The sequence below is a fragment of the Pseudomonas sp. HK3 genome (assembly GCF_052920985.1).
This window is the reverse complement of record NZ_JBREXD010000002.1, coordinates 876,667-896,050: the sequence shown is the minus strand read 5'-3', so window position 1 is coordinate 896,050 and position 19,384 is coordinate 876,667. Positions and strand designations below refer to the sequence as shown.

The 19,384-nt window shown below is 43.0% G+C and carries 20 protein-coding genes; 4 read left to right on the top strand and 16 right to left on the bottom strand.

Annotated features, from left to right (window positions below; translation table 11 throughout):
• Positions 1–31: 31 nt before the first annotated feature.
• The 5 genes from ACU6U9_RS15175 to ACU6U9_RS15155 all read right to left on the bottom strand — a co-directional run bounded on the left by ACU6U9_RS15175 (position 32) and on the right by ACU6U9_RS15155 (position 4,722).
• Positions 32–2,128: a TonB-dependent receptor gene (locus tag ACU6U9_RS15175; RefSeq protein ID WP_446735003.1), complete on the bottom strand. Its 2,097-nt coding sequence runs from the start codon at positions 2,126–2,128 to the stop codon at positions 32–34.
• Between the two features lie 124 nt (positions 2,129–2,252).
• The gene (locus ACU6U9_RS15170; protein WP_446735846.1) at positions 2,253–2,774 is read right to left on the bottom strand and encodes a peroxiredoxin family protein; all 522 of its coding nucleotides are present in this window, start codon (positions 2,772–2,774) and stop codon (positions 2,253–2,255) included.
• Complete coding sequence (locus ACU6U9_RS15165; protein WP_446735845.1) at positions 2,764–3,774, bottom strand: hypothetical protein; 1,011 nt, start codon at positions 3,772–3,774, stop codon at positions 2,764–2,766. The genes ACU6U9_RS15170 and ACU6U9_RS15165 overlap by 11 nt, the downstream gene beginning before the upstream one ends.
• Before the next feature lie 20 nt (positions 3,775–3,794).
• Entirely contained in the window at positions 3,795–3,992 is a 198-nt protein-coding gene (locus tag ACU6U9_RS15160; RefSeq protein ID WP_446735006.1) for a hypothetical protein, read from the bottom strand.
• 25 nt (positions 3,993–4,017) lie between these two features.
• A complete protein-coding gene (locus tag ACU6U9_RS15155) occupies positions 4,018–4,722 on the bottom strand; it encodes a hypothetical protein (RefSeq protein WP_446735844.1) in 705 nt (234 codons plus the stop codon).
• Between the two features lie 328 nt (positions 4,723–5,050).
• On the opposite strand from ACU6U9_RS15155, the gene ACU6U9_RS15150 reads away from it, so the two are divergent.
• Together ACU6U9_RS15150 and ACU6U9_RS15145 are read left to right on the top strand one after the other, a co-directional pair.
• Entirely contained in the window at positions 5,051–5,299 is a 249-nt protein-coding gene (locus ACU6U9_RS15150) for a hypothetical protein (protein WP_446735008.1), read from the top strand.
• Positions 5,300–5,322: 23 nt separating this feature from the next.
• The gene (locus ACU6U9_RS15145) at positions 5,323–6,321 is read left to right on the top strand and encodes a putative metalloprotease CJM1_0395 family protein (RefSeq protein WP_446735009.1); all 999 of its coding nucleotides are present in this window, start codon (positions 5,323–5,325) and stop codon (positions 6,319–6,321) included.
• Positions 6,322–6,426: 105 nt separating this feature from the next.
• Here the strand turns inward: ACU6U9_RS15145 and ACU6U9_RS15140 are convergent, their stop codons facing one another.
• The 4 genes from ACU6U9_RS15140 to ACU6U9_RS15125 form a co-directional block, all read right to left on the bottom strand.
• Positions 6,427–7,902 (bottom strand): fatty acid cis/trans isomerase, encoded by a 1,476-nt coding sequence (locus tag ACU6U9_RS15140; RefSeq protein ID WP_446735888.1) that lies wholly within the window; start codon positions 7,900–7,902, stop codon positions 6,427–6,429.
• Positions 7,880–8,785, bottom strand: coding sequence for a fatty acid cis/trans isomerase (locus ACU6U9_RS15135; RefSeq protein ID WP_446735843.1), 906 nt, complete (start codon positions 8,783–8,785; stop codon positions 7,880–7,882). Before ACU6U9_RS15135 ends, ACU6U9_RS15140 begins: the two co-directional genes overlap by 23 nt.
• Before the next feature lie 78 nt (positions 8,786–8,863).
• The gene (locus ACU6U9_RS15130; protein WP_446735842.1) at positions 8,864–9,037 is read right to left on the bottom strand and encodes a hypothetical protein; all 174 of its coding nucleotides are present in this window, start codon (positions 9,035–9,037) and stop codon (positions 8,864–8,866) included.
• The gene (locus ACU6U9_RS15125) at positions 9,027–10,391 is read right to left on the bottom strand and encodes a DUF3369 domain-containing protein (protein WP_446735841.1); all 1,365 of its coding nucleotides are present in this window, start codon (positions 10,389–10,391) and stop codon (positions 9,027–9,029) included. The genes ACU6U9_RS15130 and ACU6U9_RS15125 overlap by 11 nt, the downstream gene beginning before the upstream one ends.
• Positions 10,392–10,525: 134 nt before the next feature.
• Between ACU6U9_RS15125 and ACU6U9_RS15120 the strand changes: the two genes are divergently transcribed.
• Positions 10,526–11,074 (top strand): 2'-5' RNA ligase family protein, encoded by a 549-nt coding sequence (locus tag ACU6U9_RS15120; RefSeq protein WP_446735012.1) that lies wholly within the window; start codon positions 10,526–10,528, stop codon positions 11,072–11,074.
• Positions 11,075–11,116: 42 nt separating this feature from the next.
• On the opposite strand, the gene crp is transcribed toward ACU6U9_RS15120, so the two are convergent.
• Positions 11,117–11,788, bottom strand: coding sequence for a cAMP-activated global transcriptional regulator CRP (gene crp, locus ACU6U9_RS15115; protein WP_446735013.1), 672 nt, complete (start codon positions 11,786–11,788; stop codon positions 11,117–11,119).
• A gap of 256 nt (positions 11,789–12,044) precedes the next feature.
• Between crp and ACU6U9_RS15110 the strand changes: the two genes are divergently transcribed.
• The gene (locus tag ACU6U9_RS15110; protein WP_446735014.1) at positions 12,045–12,470 is read left to right on the top strand and encodes an OsmC family protein; all 426 of its coding nucleotides are present in this window, start codon (positions 12,045–12,047) and stop codon (positions 12,468–12,470) included.
• Here ACU6U9_RS15110 and ACU6U9_RS15105 read toward each other — a convergent pair.
• The 6 genes from ACU6U9_RS15105 to fis all read right to left on the bottom strand — a co-directional run bounded on the left by ACU6U9_RS15105 (position 12,443) and on the right by fis (position 19,384).
• Positions 12,443–12,859, bottom strand: coding sequence for a hypothetical protein (locus ACU6U9_RS15105; RefSeq protein WP_446735840.1), 417 nt, complete (start codon positions 12,857–12,859; stop codon positions 12,443–12,445). The two genes, ACU6U9_RS15110 and ACU6U9_RS15105, sit on opposite strands and share 28 nt — an antisense overlap.
• A gap of 59 nt (positions 12,860–12,918) precedes the next feature.
• Positions 12,919–13,557, bottom strand: coding sequence for a 2-polyprenyl-3-methyl-6-methoxy-1,4-benzoquinone monooxygenase (gene coq7, locus ACU6U9_RS15100; RefSeq protein ID WP_446735016.1), 639 nt, complete (start codon positions 13,555–13,557; stop codon positions 12,919–12,921).
• 66 nt (positions 13,558–13,623) lie between these two features.
• Positions 13,624–15,888: a response regulator gene (locus ACU6U9_RS15095; RefSeq protein WP_446735839.1), complete on the bottom strand. Its 2,265-nt coding sequence runs from the start codon at positions 15,886–15,888 to the stop codon at positions 13,624–13,626.
• Positions 15,889–16,004: 116 nt separating this feature from the next.
• The gene (gene purD, locus ACU6U9_RS15090) at positions 16,005–17,300 is read right to left on the bottom strand and encodes a phosphoribosylamine--glycine ligase (RefSeq protein WP_446735838.1); all 1,296 of its coding nucleotides are present in this window, start codon (positions 17,298–17,300) and stop codon (positions 16,005–16,007) included.
• A 147-nt stretch (positions 17,301–17,447) separates the two neighbouring features.
• On the bottom strand, positions 17,448–19,037 hold the full coding sequence (gene purH / locus ACU6U9_RS15085; RefSeq protein ID WP_446735837.1) for a bifunctional phosphoribosylaminoimidazolecarboxamide formyltransferase/IMP cyclohydrolase: 1,590 nt from the start codon (positions 19,035–19,037) through the stop codon (positions 17,448–17,450).
• An 80-nt stretch (positions 19,038–19,117) separates the two neighbouring features.
• Positions 19,118–19,384 (bottom strand): DNA-binding transcriptional regulator Fis, encoded by a 267-nt coding sequence (fis, locus tag ACU6U9_RS15080; RefSeq protein ID WP_283788025.1) that lies wholly within the window; start codon positions 19,382–19,384, stop codon positions 19,118–19,120.

Here is a 19,384-nt window from a genome sequence, read left to right as displayed (position 1 = left end):
TCACACTGAAACATCAGTGCGAAATGGTTTATTAGAAATTAAGCCTAAGACCCGCATAAAGAGTTAACGGTAAACCAGGGCGATAATCAATATCGGTTGAACCCACTTGATTCGATGTATAGGTACTATAACGTTTATCTGTTAAATTTTGTAAACGACCGTATATTTCAAACTGAGAATTTATTTGATAGCGGCTGCGTAAGTTTAAAAGGTCATGACCATTGTATTCATTGGTATTGGTTTCATCGGTATAATATTTACCCACATGCTCTAACTCTAATTCAACCATAAAACCATTTATGCGCATTGGTTCGTACCGAACCGCGATATTACCTAATGTTTTAGGGGCTTTGCCAACCTCGTTACCATTAAAGTTAAGGACTTGATTAAACACAGGTGGTGAACATTTAAAGCAGTTATAAAGATATTCGAACTGGCCATAGGTTTGTTCGGAATAACTAAACGATGTTGATAATAGAATGTCTTGATATATGCCAGCCTGTAATCCTAATTCAATACCTTTGTGAGTGCTTTCGCCTGCGTTGAGTGAAATACGATCATTTTCGCTGTTGATGACACCGACGATATCATCCGTCTTTTTCATATAATATACAGCCAGTTCATAGCTGATATTGTCGAGGGCATAACCACGATAGCCGACTTCGATACTGTCTGTTTTAACAGGTTCTAAATCGGTGGTATTGGTACTGGAACCAGAACGAAATAAAGTACCAACAGATGGCGCACGGAAAGCATGTCGATAATTTACATAAACTTGATGAAGGTTATTGATGTGATAAACAATACCCGCTTTAGGGCTTAAATGGGAGTAGTCAATTTTTTGTGATTCTGGGCGATTATGTGAGTCTATTGCTTGTTCGGCTAAATTATTATCATAATCAACATTAAACATGTCATAACGTAAACCTGCGCTTAATATTATATTGCTTATCGGTTTATGTTCGATGTGAATATACGGGCTAATACTGGTTTGATTTGCATCATAGTCGTAGTGAATCACTCCATTTTTTTCAAATCCAGTGTAATAATCCTGACCATTTATTTCTATTTTTTCGACGCTAATGTCGTATTCTTTATAGCTTGAGGGTGTGTGGTCAATATCAATGCCTGTGATAATTAAACTATTGTCTCCTAAGCGTTGACGCCATTTTGTTAATAATCCGAAAGATTCAAACTGGGTTTCACGAAAGTTAGGGTCATAGCTCACCATCCAACTTGGCATCATGCTTGAGTCATTATTTCGATAGAATGGCGTCACTGTTAACAGTGATTCTTGAGAGGGTATGTAATTAACAACACTTGAAAAGCGTAACGCTTGTACGTCCCTTGCGCCTACATCGCCTCTAAAAAAATTCTTTTTCACATTATTTTTATAGTCATTTCTTTCAAGGCTGGACACGCCGCTTTGGTCGACTTGAGAAAAAGATAGGCTATTACTGACATTAATATTTGATGATAGCGTGTAATTAAACCGGCCGTTTAAACTGCCTCGTGAATAATCGCCGTTGTCACGAAAGCCCTCGTTCTCTGTCACATTGGCACTGATCGCCGCGCCGCTATATGCATTAATGGGAGAGCCCGCGCTGAATAATAATCGCTGCCAGCCGTTTTCACCAAACTCTGTATCTAATTTACTTTGTTTTTGATCAGGTACTTTTGCACTGATGCTATTGATGACCCCACCAATGGCATCACTGCCATATAGTGCAGAACCGGGTCCTTTGGTGACTTCTAAGCGTTCACTTTGTGGAATATTTACTTCATACAAACCGTTGTGATTAAAGAAACCAGTGGGGCGAGTGGGAATGCCATCTTCTAAAAATAAATAAACAGCACTGGTGGTAATGGGTTGGCGAATCGCAGTCATATGACCTTCGCCGCCTAGATTATTAATGTAGACACCAGGGGTACGGTTAAGCACCTCACTTGGGTGGGACGGGCTGATATTAAGGATGTCTTCTTTTGATAACACGCCAACTGATTCTGCCAAATTATGAATACTGGTTGCTTCTTGAGTGGACGTGACAACCACTTTTTCAAGTTGCGTATTCGCAATACTCAATGTACTGAGTGACGATAAGACGGTTAACAGCAGGGCGGGTTTCATGGGCGTTCCTTTTAGTGATGCCCATATTTTAAGTAGATTTTAGGTTAAAGCCGATGCGACATATTGTCGCACCTTAATAAAAGTTAACATTATTAACCATTAAATACTTAAGTTACTGGTTGTTTTATAATTGATTTAATACTTCTGAAACTTCATTGCCTGTTTTAAAAAGCCCGTTAAGTTTCACAATGAAATTCTTGTCGATAATGATAGTAGTGGCCATCGTACCATTAAAATAATGTTCAAGTGCATCGTCTGTGTCTGCAATTACAGAGAAGTCTGTATAGCCAAACGACTCTTGTGACCCTAAGGTGTTGGATACCTGCCCAGAAATATAATCAACAAAAATAAATTGTACATTGTTATACCGCGGTTTTATTTGCGTGCGAATATGGCTCATGTGGCCATCGCAAACTGGGCACCACATTGTAAAGTACAGTACAACGGCGTCATGTGTGGTTAGTTGCTCGCTTAACATGCTGCTTGTGCCATCGCTTAGAGTAAAGTTTATATCATTAACCACTTCACCTACCCGCGTTGCTTGTGTTGATTCAATGGGGTCGTTACTGGGCATTAAGTCTTCTTGGCAGCCTACAACAATGAAAAAACAAAAAATAAAAAGGAGTCGTTGCAAATTAGTAAACATGGCTGATACCCATATTGATGATTTGGGTTTTTGGAATATTTTCACCGTCTTGTGCTTGGTTCACACCCAGTTTAAAAATCCAATCACGCACCGCACTCGAATACGCTAACGATAATCCCAGCGTTGTCTTTTCTAAACCACTGCTGGTGTCGGTGATGCCATCATATTGTGCGGACTGTTCTTTTAGTGTGCTATGGCTTGCCGTTAAACTGAGCATTGATAAGTTTGGTAAAAACCAGGTATAAGCCGCACTAAAAATACTGGCGGTGCGATCACCTAATTTTTTATTGTAGGGCTTAACAGGTTTCTCATATTCTTGGTTTACAGGGCGCTCGAAAGTATAACCGTATTTACCTTGCCAGCTTATGCTATAGGGGTAGACGGTTTTTTCGATAATCATGTTTGCATCAAGCCTGTAAAAACCGAGTCCTGTACTATCTGAGCTGCTATCAACTCGGTCACTGTATGGGCTAATACCTGTGGGAATGGTTAAACTTGTGCCAAAATAAATGCTGGGTTTTAAACTTTCCCAACCGTTAATTTTATACACACACGTTACTTTATTAAATGCTTCATACCAGATACTCAGTTGCATATCCCCAAGGCCTTGCACTGAGCTATTGTCACCGCTGTATTTGTTTTGATTATCCACTAGCGGTAACCCAACATTGATTTGCCATTGATCGGCTAACCGATAAGCGTAAGAAAAATCTAAGCGGCGTTGTAATAAGTCACTATCGGCAGGGTCGTCTTGGTAAACGCCTTCTTTCGTCCAAGCGCCATCATAACGTTCGTGAGAAACACTGACGTCCCACATTTGATTGTTAAACTTAGGTAAAATAATCCCAGAGCTCGCGCCACCACCACAACAAGAGGCGGCGTAGGTGATTGATGATGAGCTGGTTAAAAATATGAAGAGTGCGAAAAAAAGTCCAACCCCATACCAGTGATTAGCTGATACTTCAGGGGTTGGCATATCCACTTGCTGAGTAGGATTCATAAAATTTGTTTAATACTTAATTACATATGATCGTGTGCAGTGGTACTTGATGCAGAGTCATTAAATGAGAACATAACGCTTGTTTTTGCATCTTGCGCTGCGCCGTTGTCTTTTATTTCATCGTTTACCGTTAATCGAACCATAACAACATCTTTTTCATCGTCAGTGAGCCCTAAGTCCATTCCTTGATAAATACCCGGATAATTAGGTTTAGGCATTGCAGTTATCCAGTTGGTGTCGTTATCACAATCTTTGAATGCACATTTCAGCGACAACACTATTAATAATGAGTTTGTGCATCATTGAATCGGCATTTAGGACATTGTCTTCGGCAACGGCTTGGTAATCCATCATGGTTTCACGTGCGCTGATGTAGACTTCAAACATATTCATTCCCGCATTTACATGACGACCACGGTTATAGAAGTAATAAGTGCGATCTAAGGTGCCACTAGCATCGTCCATATTCATGATTTGGTCATTGTCACCACCTTTAAGCGTCTTAACATCTGAAGCCATCATTTCAACTGTGATAGGAATGCTTTCAGTTTTTTCGTTAAATGAAACATTAATTGACCAATTACCCATTGGGTCGCCATTTGCCATATTGGAGGGCATTAAAAAATAGGCGGTGCTGGTGAATGAGCCGTTTGCATCCAGTAAACCTGTGCCATTCTCGAAGGGCGTGCCGTGTTTCATGCCACTATTCATTACCATTAATGGGCTAAGGCTAATATCTTTACCTTTTAATGAACGGCCGTCGGTTGATTTAATGTTGACGGTTAAATCTGCAATACCATTTTTCACATCGCTCATGCTCAATGTCGCAATATAGTCATCACCTAAATTAAGTGTTTTTGGAAATTCAGGATCGGGTGTGGAGCTGCTGTCTGAGCCACAGGCGGTGATGAATAATGGCAATAATAGACAGGCGAGTAGACGTTTCATGGCTTTCCTTAATTCGAGCTATTTTGAATAGCTGCAATTCTAGCGTTTCGTTCACTAAAATCCGATGCGACATATTGTCGCACCTCGTGATGACATGGGAACTTTCAATATTAGGGGGTGTTGTCATTTTTGTTTTGTGTGCCTTCTTAGAACCAATCCTTCTAACAGCAGGGTGCTTTTCTGCTTCCTACGGGGTTTCGTACGTTTGGTTATTAATTGGTATAATTAATAGTCAAAATCCATATTAAAGTAATACCTCATTGTATTGTGGCTCAGCACTTCCTCTGTTTAAATTATGATCAGACAGAAGTGTTTTTAGGAGAGTCATATGCAAGTGGGTGGATCAGGCAACGCATTAAGTGCTGGCCTTGCAGGTATTCAGAAAGGTGAGCAGCAATTAACGCAAGCGGCGCAGCAAGTGGCTTCTGCTAGCACGACTCGCCCAGTGTCACCGAATCAAGATGTAGCAAAGGCATTGATTGAAGAGAAAGAAAGTCAGCGCCAGGTAGAAGCATCAGCCAAAGTAGTTCAAGCGGCTGACCAAACTCTAGGGAGTTTGGTCGACATAAAGGTCTGATGCAAAACATATGAGGAATGATCGTGAACGTGCAATTTGGGACAGGTTTTACAGTCACACCCAGTAACTCTGGCGCACAAGGCAGTGATGCCCGTGTTGGAGTGGCGGTGCCTGTTGAATCGGATAACCAAAGTACCACCAGTTTCACGCCCGTAACAGAAGCGAACGAATCCCCTAAGTCTCGTCAAGAAGGAGCAGATCAAGGCATTCAAGAACGCCAAGCTCGATCTCGTCAACAGCAAGAAAATCAACAAGATCAAAGGCAGCTTGAACGTCGTGCCGATGACGAACGTCAACAAGCTCGCATAGAGGACGCGCAGCAGCGCGCCGATGAACAGCAACAAAGCCAAAGAGGCAGTGACGCAAACGATCGCACCCAAGAGGAAGAAAAGGCGGAGTCTCGTCGTCAACAAGACGCACAAGAGCAACGCCAGCTAGAAGTCGAGCAACGACAAGTCCAACAACTTGCGGACCGTGATCGAGAAGTGAAAGCCCACGAACAGGCTCACCAAGCAGTGGGGGGCCAGTACGCCGGTTCAATGAGTTTGACCTATGAACGTGGACCTGATGGAAAAAATTATGCGATTGGAGGAGAAGTCCCCATCGATACTGGCAAGATTGCCAACGATCCTCAGGCCACACTCGATAAGGCAGAAACGATCCGCAGAGCGGCATTGGCTCCTGCTGAGCCATCTAGCCAAGATCGTCGAGTGGCAGCACAGGCAATTCAAATTGGATTGGAAGCAAGGGCTGATATACAGCAACAGCAGCAAGAGGCACTAACCAGTGATGATGTAAATGAAGAGCAGACTGAGACAGATACATTAAGAGAAGAAGAGCGCCTCGAGGCCGAACAAAAGGCGCAGCAAGAAGAGCAAGCACAAGAAGCATCGGATACAGTGATTGCTGATTTACAAGACTTAAACGAGCGTATGGCTCGTATTCAAACTCAGTTGGTAGAAGCGAGTCAAATAGACGATAGGATTAATTCCAAAGTAAATCTATTGGACGTCACTACCTAAATTTATGCGCATTTAAATTGAAGTGTATTTAAATTAAGCTGATTGAAAAAAGCCATGACTGCAACGTCATGGCTTTTATTTTGCCTGTTGGTTATGTAAATACCGTTAGCGGTTTTCTAAGCGGTTGTAATCCAGTAGGCCGGCATTGAGAGGGTCATCTTGTTTATACCACTGATGTATCTTATCGCTGAAAGCCCAAAAGTCGGGGGCTGTTCTGCGCACACCATAATCATCCAACAAGCGGGCATAGTCTTTTTCTGATGTGAGATTATTGATGGCTTGGGCAAACGCTTTTGCACTTTGCCCTGTGCGAATTTGATAATACGCTGAAGGGTAAGCAGTAATAATGCCCGGTACGAGTGTCAGATAATCTTCAGCGGGAATTCGGTTTTCTTCCTCATATAACAACCCGGTTAAATTGCTGTGGCCACTATTTCGAATTAACGTAAACACCTGATCGTGATTTTCATCATATAGTAAGCTGACTTCTGGCATTAAATGAGCCGGTTTCCCCATAATACTGTTGATCTTATTTAAGTCAGAATACGTTTGTTTATTAAATAAATATTTAGTTTGCATCGCGTCACCTAAATGTTGTTTGAGCATGGAATACAGCTCGATTTTAGGTTGTTGCGTTTTGTATGAAATATCAGGTTCAGATAATGTGGCTTGATTCGCTTGGTATAAGTGTTGTTTGACATCTTTGCTGGTGTCGCGATACCAGTAATCAGTTAAACGTTGACGCTCTTTTTCAGGCAACAATGCTAAGAAATTTGCTTCCCCTTCCATGCGTAAAAAGTCCATATATAAGCGCGTCATTAACTGATGACCTATGTTGCCGTAAACATCAAATTCAGCCACCAGTAGATAATGAATGCGTTCAAGCAGAGGATAACTAATTAGCCACGATGTTTTAGGCGCCTGACCAGCCCAACCTTTGACAACCGTGGATGAATCAAAGTGTCTAAAGATGGTAAGGGCAGCGTTAGGGTTTTCACCGTTACCTTGCCAAACCAAGTTGGTGTCCAGTTTTGCTTTTGTTAATAATTTTTCTTTAATGGCTTTATTTTTTGCCTTTAAAAAATCGGTGTGAAGTGACGAGTACTTAAGCCAGTTTGTGGCAATCCCCGAGTTACTTTCGTCTTCACCTGGTAGTCTTAAGTTATTGCTTTGCTCATATAAAAAGTCAGAGAGCGCATCGCTTTGCTGTAATTCTGGGTCAACAAATGCGACCCAAAAGTGATCATCAATTACATTAAGTGCTACTTGGCCGCGGCAAACAGGTCCTTTAATGAACCCTTGAATAATAAATTGCGCTTCTTCCAACATAAAGCGATAGCGGCTACCAACAGGTAGATCTTTGAACGCAATAAATGGGTTTGATGCAACTTCAGGATCGTATGTCGGTAATGTATTAACAGTGTATTCGGGTGTGATGAATAAATCTTTCATCCATTGCATACGCTGCTCGTTTAAACGATAAGGCATATGTACTTTTGCAACAACGCTTGCGTCGTTGCGCATGAGTCGATAGTAAAAGTTATCGGTTTCAGGCTTGTCATAAGGGCGTCGAGTTTTCAGTGGAATAATCGGCAGCCCAGGAGGGGTTGATGAACGAATGGAATTTAAAATAAATGCTAGGCGATTTCTTTGGTTTTTTGCCTTGGAATAAAGGGGTATCGTCAAAATATAAATTCGCTAGATATGTATGTTCATAAATATAGCGACTCGCCAATTGTTGTTTGTTATCGGAGGTATTTAAAAATGCTTCCCATGCTTCAACTTGTTGTTGAATGGCTTTTGGCAGAGGAGCAGGGTGATTCATGATGGCCCCTTTGGCAACCCATTTTTCAATGGCATCAAATTCTGTTTGATTTAAACCCGGCAGTGCGTACGGCATGCCCCAAAGTGGATTGTTTTCGGAATAAGTTTGGTATTCTTTAGGGGTTGGACAAGCTTGTGGTCGAGCTAGCCCAAATGTGAATTGCTCATCTAATATTTTATCTTTTGGTAGCGGATGGTTTTGCTTTTGTTGAATGACTTGAAACAATAAACTGTTTTTAAGGTTTACATGGTTAGACTGATTTTGTTCGTTTAAGACAGGAAAAAAGCCTTTCTCGCGCCACTGGTCTGAGTTGGTCGCATCAATGCCTAAGCGACTTGGTTCACTGGCTAATATTCGAGTGCCGTTATACACAGGCTCCTTGCTTGCGCCGCGCATCAACCCTTGTGGTGATGACATTTTTAATTGGCAGGGTGCATCATAACAGCCATGACATACCACGCAGCGGTTTTCGATAATAGGTTGAATGGTATTGGTGAAGTGCTGCGCTTGATCCAAACTGGCATTAACGCGTCTTTCTGTCATGGTGGGCTGACCGTACTCTGTCAGCAATTTAGATTGATAAATACCGACACTGGCGCAACCGACAAGCAAAAAAGGTAACCAAAAGAACTTAAACATAATTGGGCTTCTAATTGAGAGCGTTTAAGTTTAACGACTTGCACTGTGTGCTACAAATGTCATGGGGCTTATTTCGCGCTAATCTGGGTATAAATTGCGAATTTTGAGGATTTCATCGATGTTCTCATGCAGAATATCCACTAATTTAGGGTCGAATTGTTTGCTTTTTTGACTGTTGATTTCGGTTAAAATTTCTTCTAATGGCCATGCTTCTTTGTAATATCGTTTACTGCCTAGAGCGTCAAATGACATCGGCCAAGGCTGTGATTCGGCCTGCTATGTGGATGTCCTCAGCTTTTAATTTATTCGGGTAGCCAGAGCCGTCCCAACGTTCATGGTGTTGGCCGGCTATGATGCTGCCCATTTTAATCACAGCGTTATCGCTGCTCTTTAGTAAATCGGCACCCATTTGTGCATGGGTTTGCATAATGATCCATTCTTGTTTATCTAACTTACCAGGCTTTTTCAATATGCTGTCTGGAATGGCGATTTTGCCAACATCATGCAGCGGACTAGCCAATTTGATAAGCTCGGCCTCTTTGGTATCAAGGCCATATTTGATGGCGAAGAAATGGGAATAAAGAGCGACACGTCGGACATGGGAGCCTGTTTCTTTTGAACGCTGCTCAACCGCCTCACCTAATATGTAAGCAAGTTCTCTTTGCGTCTCTAAAATTTCATCGCGCAGTAATAAGTTTTCGTATGTAACAGCCACGTTGCTGGCATAAATATCCAGTAATTGCTTATCCATGTCGTCAAGTTCACGCTCCATTGAAACATACAGTAAGTTCTCGCTGCCCAAACTAGTGGAGAAATAACCGGTATAGATATCACCATTAATATGAGATTGTTTTTGCTTGAGTGCATATGCAAATGCCTTACGCACTTCATCAGGTAGCTCGGACTTACTGTGTGTTTCGTATTCTGCCATTTTGCCACTAACGGCTAATACACGGTAATCGCCAGATTCATCTATGTCTTCATTTAAGCTGGTGCAATAAAAAATAGCGCCATCTAAATTTAATAAATTACAAATTTGTTTTAGCACCGCTGATGCAAAGGTTTTCAGTGAACTGGCTTCAAAAATTTCAGTTGAGGCGAGAATCACTTGCTCAAGTGAGCGTCGATGGGAATCAATCACACAGATATCACGATATGAGCGCAAAGAGGCATACATTAAGGTGAGTAATTTGTTACTGGTGAGTTCGGTTTTGTCTTTATAGTCATCAATATCATAATTGCTAATGACGTCTTCTTCAGGCGCTTGACCGGGCTGACCTGTGCGCAGAACAAGGCGAGTGTAGTTGTTTTGTAAATCTTCACGAATACAGCGTACAAGTTCTAAGCCAGCATGGTCGCTTTCCATGACCACATCGACAATGGCCAAAGCAATGTCATCGCGGCTTGCCATGATTTCTCGGCCTTGCTCGCCGCTATAAGCACTGATTAAATTAAGCGGACGGTTATCGAATTCGAAGCCCCTAAGCACCATCAATGTGACTTGATGGACACCGGGTTCGTCATCGACGAGCAATATATTCCAAGGTGCTTGCTGGTTTATTTTTATTTCGTCATGTTTTTCATCAGCAAAAATAAAATTGTCCATAGTATGCCTAGGCTGTCATCTTCTTAATTCAGTATAGATACTAAACAGGGGCTTGCTGTATGTTTGTAAGGCTATAAACCGGTATTTTTTACGTTGTATCGTTATATTCTGTATTCATAACAGGAGTGGGTTTTATGAGATTGTTTCTGGGGGTCAGTAGCGCAGATTTAGGGGATCAAGTACTGGATGATATGTGTGATAAATACACGGTTACTCGCCCTCATTTAGCACAAGATCGCCACATGACGCTTTGTTTTCTAGGGGAATACTCATATGAGCAACAGCAGCAACTGATTTTGGCGCTTGATAATAAAATAGAGAAGGAGTCATTTTGCTCAATTCATTGGCGCGGCGATAATATCCGTTCTTTTCCTCGTGATGCACCCACAGCTTGGGCTTGGCAGGGGGCGTTAACCTCAAGCCTTGAATGTTTCATGGTGCAATTATGTGAGCTGCCCATGCTGCAAGCACAATTGTGTTTAGCGAGCTTTGTGCCGCATGTGACTTTGGCGTATATGGATACAGCGAGGCAGAATTACCCTGATATTAAATTAGAGCGTGATATGCATTTTACTCAGCTTATTTTGTATTGTTCAATTGCTGAAAGTGAGCCCACGACCGTGACAACACATGCATCTTGGGCAAAGCCGAGGTACAGAAAATTAAAGATATGGAAGATATAACAAGAGGAAACCAAGGCTGCCTAAGCAGCCATCGGTGATGGTTTATTCTAAACCTTTTCTTATTGGCAGTGTGGCTGCTTTGCGCGCCCCAAAAACCACCATTGTTTTGCCTTTTACGCCCACAAGACCCTGATCTTCTAAGGCTTTGAGAACACGACCCACCATCTCGCGTGAGCAGCCAACAATACGGCCGATTTCTTGACGCGTAATTTTGATTTGCATGCCATCTGGATGCGTCATTGCATCTGGCTCTTGGCTTAAGTCCAGTAGTGTACGAGCTACGCGGCCAGTTACATCTAAGAACGCCAAGTCACCTACCTTACGTGTAGTTTTACGCAGACGAGTCGCCATCTGCTCACCAATAAAGTACAAAATACGAGGATCTTGATTACTGATTTCACGGAACTTGCTGTAACTGATTTCCGCAACTTCACATTCTACCTTGGCTTTAATCCAAGCAGAGCGAGGGCTTATTTCATCAAATATGCCCATCTCACCAAAGAAGTCACCTTCATTTAGGTAAGCCATAATCATTTCACGCCCGTCATCATCTTCTATGATCACGGTTACCGACCCCTTCATAATGTAAAACAAGGAGTCGCTTTTATCCCCAGCATAGATAATGGTGCTGCGAGCAGGATAGCGACGACGGTGGCACTGGGACAAAAAGTAATCCAAATGCTTATGTCTATCAGCTCTTAATCCTTTATTCATAATGAGACCCAAACCATCAAACCTTGATTGCATTATTATTTATAGCAGTAAAGCTGAACAATTATGCACTTAATACACCAAATAGGTGAATACTTACGTACCAGAAAATGATAATAACCCGAAGCAATCTGCATTTTTGGGAACTGTGTCCTACTTGGTCTGAGCAATAAGTAGCCATGAACCCTAAACGCAGTTGGGCTTCTGCCAATGGCGGTGCTTATGGTAATCTTGCTTTTTTTTATAGAGTAGCAATTTAATGAAAGCACGTATCAAGTGGGTACAAGATGTTATGTTCCTTGGGGAGTCGGGAAGTGGCCACAGTGTTGTCATGGATGGACCTGAAGATTTAGGCGGTCGCAACATGGGGGTTCGCCCGATGGAGATGCTGCTAATGGGGCTGGGTGGTTGCACCAGTTTTGATGTTATGAGTATTTTGAAGAAGTCTCGCCAAGATGTGGTGGACTGTGTGGCAGAACTCGATGCTGAGCGTGCTGATGCAGTACCAAGCGTGTTTACCAAGATTCATGTGCATTTCACAGTAACAGGTCGCGGCTTAAAAGAGGCGCAAGTAAAGCGTGCCGTGGCGTTATCCGCTGAAAAGTACTGTTCTGCCAGCATTATGCTTGAGCAAGGTGGCGTTGAGATCACGCATGATTATGAAATTGTTGAGCTAAGCGAATAAGTTGTTGGCTTTGGGCGGCACTTTTTTGAGTGGTTTAGCTCAAGTGCTGCTTGATCCAAGTCCAGCGCCTCATCCTTGCGATAAAAGCGCTGAAAAGGGACTGGGAAGAACATTTTCTGGGAGTCCGCCACGACAGCGGAGCGCTCATTAGGGACCCACACCGCCAGCGCTTTGACTAGGCTAAACTCGGCGATCGTCATGATGAATTCTAATGAGCTGGTATAAGGGGTGGATCGATCCACCAAAATACCCAGTGGCCGGTTGAGCTCCTGATAGAGCGCTAAACATTCCTTAGCCTGTGGAATATCCAATGCCACGCCCTTGTCTGCACTAAATAATACAATGTTTTCATCAATTATCTGATATTCAGCAAAACTGAGTCTTGGCATCCAGAGCTTCACACTAGCGTTAATTATGATCAATTATAGTGCAAGAATGTTGTTTTATCTTACAGCCGATAAGTGGTTTTTGTCATGACCTTAGACATTTGGGTCATGCCTGCTTGGAACCAAGAGGGGAATACAGCCCCGCCAGCCTCTAACGCCACTGTGGCGTGTTTTTGTTCGTCCTCAAGCATAAGTTTGAGTATTGCTCGGCTACGTTCGTCTTGCTCGGGTAGAGTTTGAAGGTGCTCTTCTAAGTGTTTGCATACTTGGTTTTCGGTTGCCGCCACAAAGCCCAAGCTCCACTTGTCACCAACGGCCCCGGCAAATGCGCCAATGGAATACGATAATCCATAAAAAATAGGGTTTAAGATGCTGGTGCGGCTATTGAGCTCATGTAAGCGTTCTTCACACCATACAAGATGGTCAATCTCTTCTTCGGCTGCTTCTTTCATGGCTTCGCGGACTTCTGGTAAGCGCGCGGTTAAGCTTTGGCCTTGGTACAACGCCTGAGCGCATACTTCGCCAGTGTGGTTGATGCGCATAAGGCCCGCGGCATGCTTTTGTTCTTGTTCTTCAAATTCGGCATGTGAAGCATGGTTTGCCGGATTGGGGCGATGGCTCGTCGCGGCAGAGGGAATCAGTGTTTTTAAGGCATTGTCCACATGAGAGATAAAGACATCCAAAGCAGAAAGAGATCGCATAACCAGCCTCGCAATATGTAAGTAACGCCATTTTACGCAAAACTGAGCGGCGATGCATGCGCCAAGTCAGGATTGACTGTGTTTGTTTAAGCTGAACTGTTTAAGTATGTGTTTGGTTAGTGCTTGTTTTAAGCTTTGCGCCGAAACAGGCTTGGTAATGACTTGGTCAATGCCATATTGAATGACCTCTTTTTGGGTATTACTAATCGACATGCCTGTGAGCATAATTTTAATAATATCTTGGTCAATATCGGTATCTTCTTGGATTCGTTTCGCCAGTTGAAAACCATCCATAATTGGCATGTCTTGATCAATGAGTATGGTATCATAAGGCGTGCCCAAATTACTTTGACTGCGTAATAACGCGAGTGCTTCTTTGCCGTTATATGTTTGGTCTGATTGCATTCCCCAGCTGTTGGCATAGCGCTGAATCACTTTGCGTAATGTGCTGTTGTCATCAACAATTAAAATAGAAAGGCCTTGCAGAATATGGCTAGAGTCTTTCATTTCGGCTTGTTGCTCTGGCATAGGAATATTTGGCAGTGTAAAGCTAAACGTACTGCCTTTGTCTGCACGGGTTTCAATAAACAAATTGCCGCCCATAAGCTCAACCAGCGTTTTACAAAGACTAAGGCCTAGCCCATATTTATTTGAATCGATGTTATTAGTGATATCTGGCTGGGCATTTAATAGTTGTTTGATGAATGATTTGTCCGCGCCGGTGCCGGTATCGCGCACAGCAAAACACATCATTGAAGCATCATTTTGTAAGCTAATGCGTAATTCTATTTCGCCATGTTCCGTATGACGCATGGCATTTTCTAATAAGTTATCAAGTAAGCTTTCTAGGCGTCGTTCATCGGATGCGATATTGATGGGTAAATCTTCATCCATGTTTAAAACGAGTTCTAATCCTTTTTGATTTGCATTGTGTTGGAATTTACTCAAACAATTTCGCATTAACTCGCTAAGTTGAATCGTGTTTTTTTCAAACTGAATACGCCCCGATTGAATTTTAGAGAAATCACTGATGCGGTTCACCATTCGTAACATGTCTTGTCCGGAAAAAATAATGGTATCGACATAATCGCGTTGATTAGCACTGAGTGGGGTTTCATTTAATAATTCAGACATGCCCAAGACCCCGTTCATAGGGGTGCGTAATTCATGACTAAGATGGTCTAAAAATTGACTTTGTATGCCCACTTGCCTTGATTGTTTGCGTTTAATTTGGCGCTGAAAATATGGTGTGATCATACTAAGGCTCACAAATAATGCACACAAAGAGAGCGCATATACATGCCAAATGGCTTCAGGTGCAAAGACCATTTCTGGGTTTAAAATATAGATACATTGCCAAAGTGTAGAGGCTAATAAAACACCATTAGCAGCAGAAAGCGTCATGCTGATCTGTTTCATTTTACTTAATACAATTAGCGAAGGCATAAGCGCACAAATTAAAATAACTAAATAGGGCAGGTTAGTAATAATTAACGTTGTTAATAATAATGTTAAGAGTATGACGGCGCTGCTATTACTTTTTAATAATTTGCGATATTGCTCGGTTGTAAACCCAGAGACAAAAACACCGCATGCCATTAACCAAGGACTTAATCGTGCGAAATCAAAAAACCACTGAGACCACTCATACAATTGTGTGTGAGATAACGCGTAGCAAAAACCAATGAACGCCACGTAAATCGAGAAGTAGTGTCGAATGTGATTGTGGAAGCGAATAGCGATGATGTGTAAAAAACTAATGAATACCATTAACGTTGCAATGGCGCCCAAAATTTGTTGTAACACGGTAAAGCCTGTGGCGTATTCACTTAGGTCTTGTAGCCGTGGTTCGAGTCGACTGGTTTGATTGGGTTTGATTCTAAAATACAGCCATTGATCTGAATTTTCAGCGATGTTTAAAATAATAGCCGTGTTGCTACTGAGTTGTTGTTCGCTTTTCACGCTGCTAATACGGTGCCACTGATCATTTTTTTGTTCGTAAGCCCCATTAATGTTTATGCTGCTACTGCTTAAGCTTAACGCAAGAGGAATGGTTTCGTTTAATGGGTTAATTAAATGAAAGCGCAACCAATAGGTTTGTTGGGCTTCGATGACGCTTTTATCGGTTAATGGATTAAAGCGGGAATCTTGCTTGATTAACAATTGGGCCAAACTAAGGGTGTCGTAGTCTGCTTTTAGCCACTGCATATTATCACTTAACTCAACCTCAATAGGGCCATCGGATAAGATAATACTGTTTTCGCGCCCATGACTGAACAGGCTTAATAAGCTCAGTGTAATAAGAAGCGTACGTGCAATGAATAATGTCATGGCTACAAACAATTGAGATATGAACGCCCATTATAAGGAAAAGCGCTAGAAAAGCTAAAGGCCACAGAAATTAAAAAGGGGAAGAAAACCTCAGGCAGGCCTGAGGTTTATTTGCATTACTTTGCTTGTTCGCGTTCGATGGCGCGGTATGCAATGTCGTTACGGTAGAAGCTACCGTTCCAGCTAATGGTTTTTGTTAGCGCATAAGCGCGTTGCTGCGCTTGGGTTACCGTGTTTCCTAATGCAGTCGCGCATAATACGCGACCCCCATTAGTAGCCACTTTGCCTTTATCATTCAGCTTAGTACCGGCATGGAACACTTTTTCACCAGCGGTTTCGCGTTGTGGCAAACCGGAGATCACATCCCCTTTGTTGTATGCTTCAGGGTAACCACCTGCGGCTAATACAACACCAATGGCAGCACGTGGATCCCATTGTGCGGTTTTACCCGCCAGACCGTTGTCTTCTAGTGCGGCTAAGCAAAGCTCAACTAAATCAGACTGCATGCGTAACATGATAGGTTGTGTTTCAGGGTCACCAAAGCGGCAGTTATATTCGATGACTTTTGGCGTACCCGCTTCGTCGATCATAAGGCCTGCATACAAGAAACCCGTGTAGTCATTGCCTTCTTTGGCCATGCCTTCAACGGTCGGTACAATCACTTCTTTCATGATGCGATCGTGAATGGCTTGTGTCACAACAGGAGCCGGTGAGTATGCACCCATGCCGCCAGTGTTCGGGCCGGTATCACCATCGCCAACACGTTTGTGATCTTGGCTAGTGGCCATTGGTAAAATGTTTTTACCGTCTACCATCACAATAAAGCTGGCTTCTTCGCCGGCTAAAAACTCTTCAATCACCACACGACAACCAGCTTCACCAAACGCGTTGCCAGAAAGCATGTCCTTAACTGCGTCTTTTGCTTGCTCAACCGTTTCAGCAACGATCACGCCTTTACCTGCCGCAAGGCCGTCTGCTTTAACCACAATCGGTGCACCAATTTTATCGATGTAAGCCAGTGCAGGCTCTACTTCGGTAAAGTTCTGGTAAAACGCGGTTGGAATATCGTGACGGGCTAAGAAATCTTTAGTGAACGCTTTAGAGCCTTCAAGTTGCGCAGCACCTTTTGATGGGCCAAAGGCTTTAAGGCCCTTTTCTGCAAAGAAGTTAACAACACCTTCAACCAGTGGGGCTTCTGGGCCAACGATGGTGAGTTCACAATTATTGTCTTGTGCAAACGCAGCTAGTTTTTCAAAATCTAATACGTCGATGTCGACATTTTTGACTTTGTTTTCAATGGCGCTACCCGCATTGCCAGGGGCCACAAAAACGGTTTCAACATTTGGGTTTTGTGCGGCTTTCCAAGCTAACGCGTGTTCACGACCGCCTGAGCCGATTACTAATACATTCATAAATATGTGAGACGTGAAACGTGAAATGTAAGGCGAGCTTACTTCAATTGCTTCACGCTTTTCCTCTTAAATTAAATGGTTTAATGAAATTGAAAATGAAGTGAGAAACGCAAACACATCTTACGTTTCTCATCTCACATCTTTCGATTAATGACGGAAGTGACGCATACCGGTAAACACCATTGCCATGCCCGCTTCATCAGCGGCGGCAATGACTTCTTCATCACGGATCGAGCCACCTGGTTGAATCACAGCCGCAATGCCTACTTTAGCTGCGTTATCAATACCGTCACGGAAAGGGAAGAATGCATCACTTGCCATAACCGAGCCTTTTACTTCAAGGCCAGCATGCTCTGCTTTAATCGCTGCAATACGGGCTGAATTGACGCGGCTCATTTGGCCTGCGCCCACACCGATGGTTTGGCGATTGTTGGCGTAAACAATGGCGTTTGATTTAACAAATTTAGCCACTTTCCATGCGAAGATTAAATCGTGCATTTCTTTTTCAGTCGGCTGACGCTTGGTTACAACGGTTAGGTCTTCCGCTTTGATCATGCCGTTGTCACGTTCTTGTACTAACAAGCCGCCGTTAACGCGCTTGTAGTCAAATGCGTTAGTACGTTCTGCAGGCCATTCGCCCGTTTCGAGAACGCGAACGTTTTTCTTGGCCGCAAGTACCAATTTCGCATCGGCGCTAACAGATGGAGCAATGATTACTTCAACAAATTGACGTTCAGCTATAGACGCGGCCGTGTCGCCATCTAGCTCGCGGTTGAATGCGATGATGCCGCCGAAAGCGGATTCTGTATCGGTTGCAAACGCAAGGTCGTAGGCTTCTTGAATGCCGTTTTCGCTCACCGCGACACCACATGGATTGGCGTGTTTAACGATGACACAAGCCGGTTTAACAAAAGACTTCACACATTCAAGCGCAGCGTCTGTGTCAGCTACGTTGTTGAAAGAAAGTTCTTTACCTTGTACTTGAGTAGCCGTGGCAATAGAGGCTTCTTGTGGGTTGGCTTCAGTGTAGAACGCGGCATTTTGATGCGGGTTCTCACCGTAGCGCATGTCTTGCGCTTTAATAAACTGAGAGTTAAAGGTGCGAGGGAACAGGCCTTTATCTTGTGTGCTTAATACCTCAGCGCTTTGATCAATACGACCAAGGTAGTTAGCAATCATGCCGTCATAAGCGGCAGTGTGTTCAAATGCTTTTAAAGCAAGATCAAAACGCAGTTTAGGGCTTAAACCGTTTTGACTGTTTAATTCGTTTAATACCGCTTGGTAATCGGATGTATTGACAACAATACCCACGTAAGCGTTATTTTTGGCCGCAGAGCGAACCATCGTCGGGCCGCCAATATCGATATTTTCGATGGCGTCTTCCAGTGTGCAATCTGGGTTAGCTGTGGTGGCTTCGAACGGGTATAAGTTAACAACCACTAGATCAATTGGTTTAATGTCATGTTCAGCCATAATAGCATCGTCTTGACCGCGACGACCTAATACACCGCCGTGAATTTTCGGGTGCAATGTTTTTACACGCCCGTCCATCATTTCAGCAAAACCGGTGTAGTCAGAGACTTCTACCGCGTTAATGCCTTTTTCACAAAGTAATTTATACGTGCCGCCGGTTGATAAAATTTCAACATTTTTATCAGCCAGTGCTTGAGCGAACTCTACGATGCCCGTTTTATCAGAAACACTAATAAGGGCGCGACGAACAGGAGTAATGGTCATAATTGATCAGTTGGTCAGTTTTTAAGATTCACAAAAAATAAACGCTGCACAAGGCAGCGTCAGTTTTTAAACAATGTCGGTTATAGCATACCGAACTGTTTTAATTTTTTACGCAGTGTTCCGCGATTCAAACCAAGCAAAACCGCTGCCTTGGTCTGATTGTCTTTGGTATAGCGCATCACGACTTCTAGTAATGGTGCTTCTACTTCTGACAATACCATTTCGTAAACATCGCTCACTGGCTGACCATCTAATTGTGCGAAGTAGCTTTCTAAGGCTTTTTCAACACTGTCACGCAAGGTTTGCGTGTTTTCAGCTGGTAGTTGAGTGTTGTTGCTGGTTTCCAT

What these genes read in the sequence shown, in the direction of transcription:
- ACU6U9_RS15175 (WP_446735003.1), bottom strand. Translation starts at nt 2,128, where the DNA reads ATGAAACCCGCCCTGCTGTTAACCGTCTTATCGTCACTCAGTACATTG.
- ACU6U9_RS15170 (WP_446735846.1), bottom strand. Translation starts at nt 2,774, where the DNA reads ATGTTTACTAATTTGCAACGACTCCTTTTTATTTTTTGTTTTTTCATT.
- ACU6U9_RS15165 (WP_446735845.1), bottom strand. Translation starts at nt 3,774, where the DNA reads ATGAATCCTACTCAGCAAGTGGATATGCCAACCCCTGAAGTATCAGCT.
- ACU6U9_RS15160 (WP_446735006.1), bottom strand. Translation starts at nt 3,992, where the DNA reads ATGCCTAAACCTAATTATCCGGGTATTTATCAAGGAATGGACTTAGGG.
- ACU6U9_RS15155 (WP_446735844.1), bottom strand. Translation starts at nt 4,722, where the DNA reads ATGAAACGTCTACTCGCCTGTCTATTATTGCCATTATTCATCACCGCC.
- ACU6U9_RS15150 (WP_446735008.1), top strand. Translation starts at nt 5,051, where the DNA reads ATGCAAGTGGGTGGATCAGGCAACGCATTAAGTGCTGGCCTTGCAGGT.
- ACU6U9_RS15135 (WP_446735843.1), bottom strand. Translation starts at nt 8,785, where the DNA reads ATGTTTAAGTTCTTTTGGTTACCTTTTTTGCTTGTCGGTTGCGCCAGT.
- ACU6U9_RS15130 (WP_446735842.1), bottom strand. Translation starts at nt 9,037, where the DNA reads ATGTCATTTGACGCTCTAGGCAGTAAACGATATTACAAAGAAGCATGG.
- ACU6U9_RS15125 (WP_446735841.1), bottom strand. Translation starts at nt 10,391, where the DNA reads ATGGACAATTTTATTTTTGCTGATGAAAAACATGACGAAATAAAAATA.
- ACU6U9_RS15120 (WP_446735012.1), top strand. Translation starts at nt 10,526, where the DNA reads ATGAGATTGTTTCTGGGGGTCAGTAGCGCAGATTTAGGGGATCAAGTA.
- crp (WP_446735013.1), bottom strand. Translation starts at nt 11,788, where the DNA reads ATGAATAAAGGATTAAGAGCTGATAGACATAAGCATTTGGATTACTTT.
- ACU6U9_RS15110 (WP_446735014.1), top strand. Translation starts at nt 12,045, where the DNA reads ATGAAAGCACGTATCAAGTGGGTACAAGATGTTATGTTCCTTGGGGAG.
- ACU6U9_RS15105 (WP_446735840.1), bottom strand. Translation starts at nt 12,859, where the DNA reads ATGCCAAGACTCAGTTTTGCTGAATATCAGATAATTGATGAAAACATT.
- coq7 (WP_446735016.1), bottom strand. Translation starts at nt 13,557, where the DNA reads ATGCGATCTCTTTCTGCTTTGGATGTCTTTATCTCTCATGTGGACAAT.
- ACU6U9_RS15095 (WP_446735839.1), bottom strand. Translation starts at nt 15,888, where the DNA reads ATGACATTATTCATTGCACGTACGCTTCTTATTACACTGAGCTTATTA.
- purD (WP_446735838.1), bottom strand. Translation starts at nt 17,300, where the DNA reads ATGAATGTATTAGTAATCGGCTCAGGCGGTCGTGAACACGCGTTAGCT.
- purH (WP_446735837.1), bottom strand. Translation starts at nt 19,037, where the DNA reads ATGACCATTACTCCTGTTCGTCGCGCCCTTATTAGTGTTTCTGATAAA.
- fis (WP_283788025.1), bottom strand. Translation starts at nt 19,384, where the DNA reads ATGGAAACCAGCAACAACACTCAACTACCAGCTGAAAACACGCAAACC.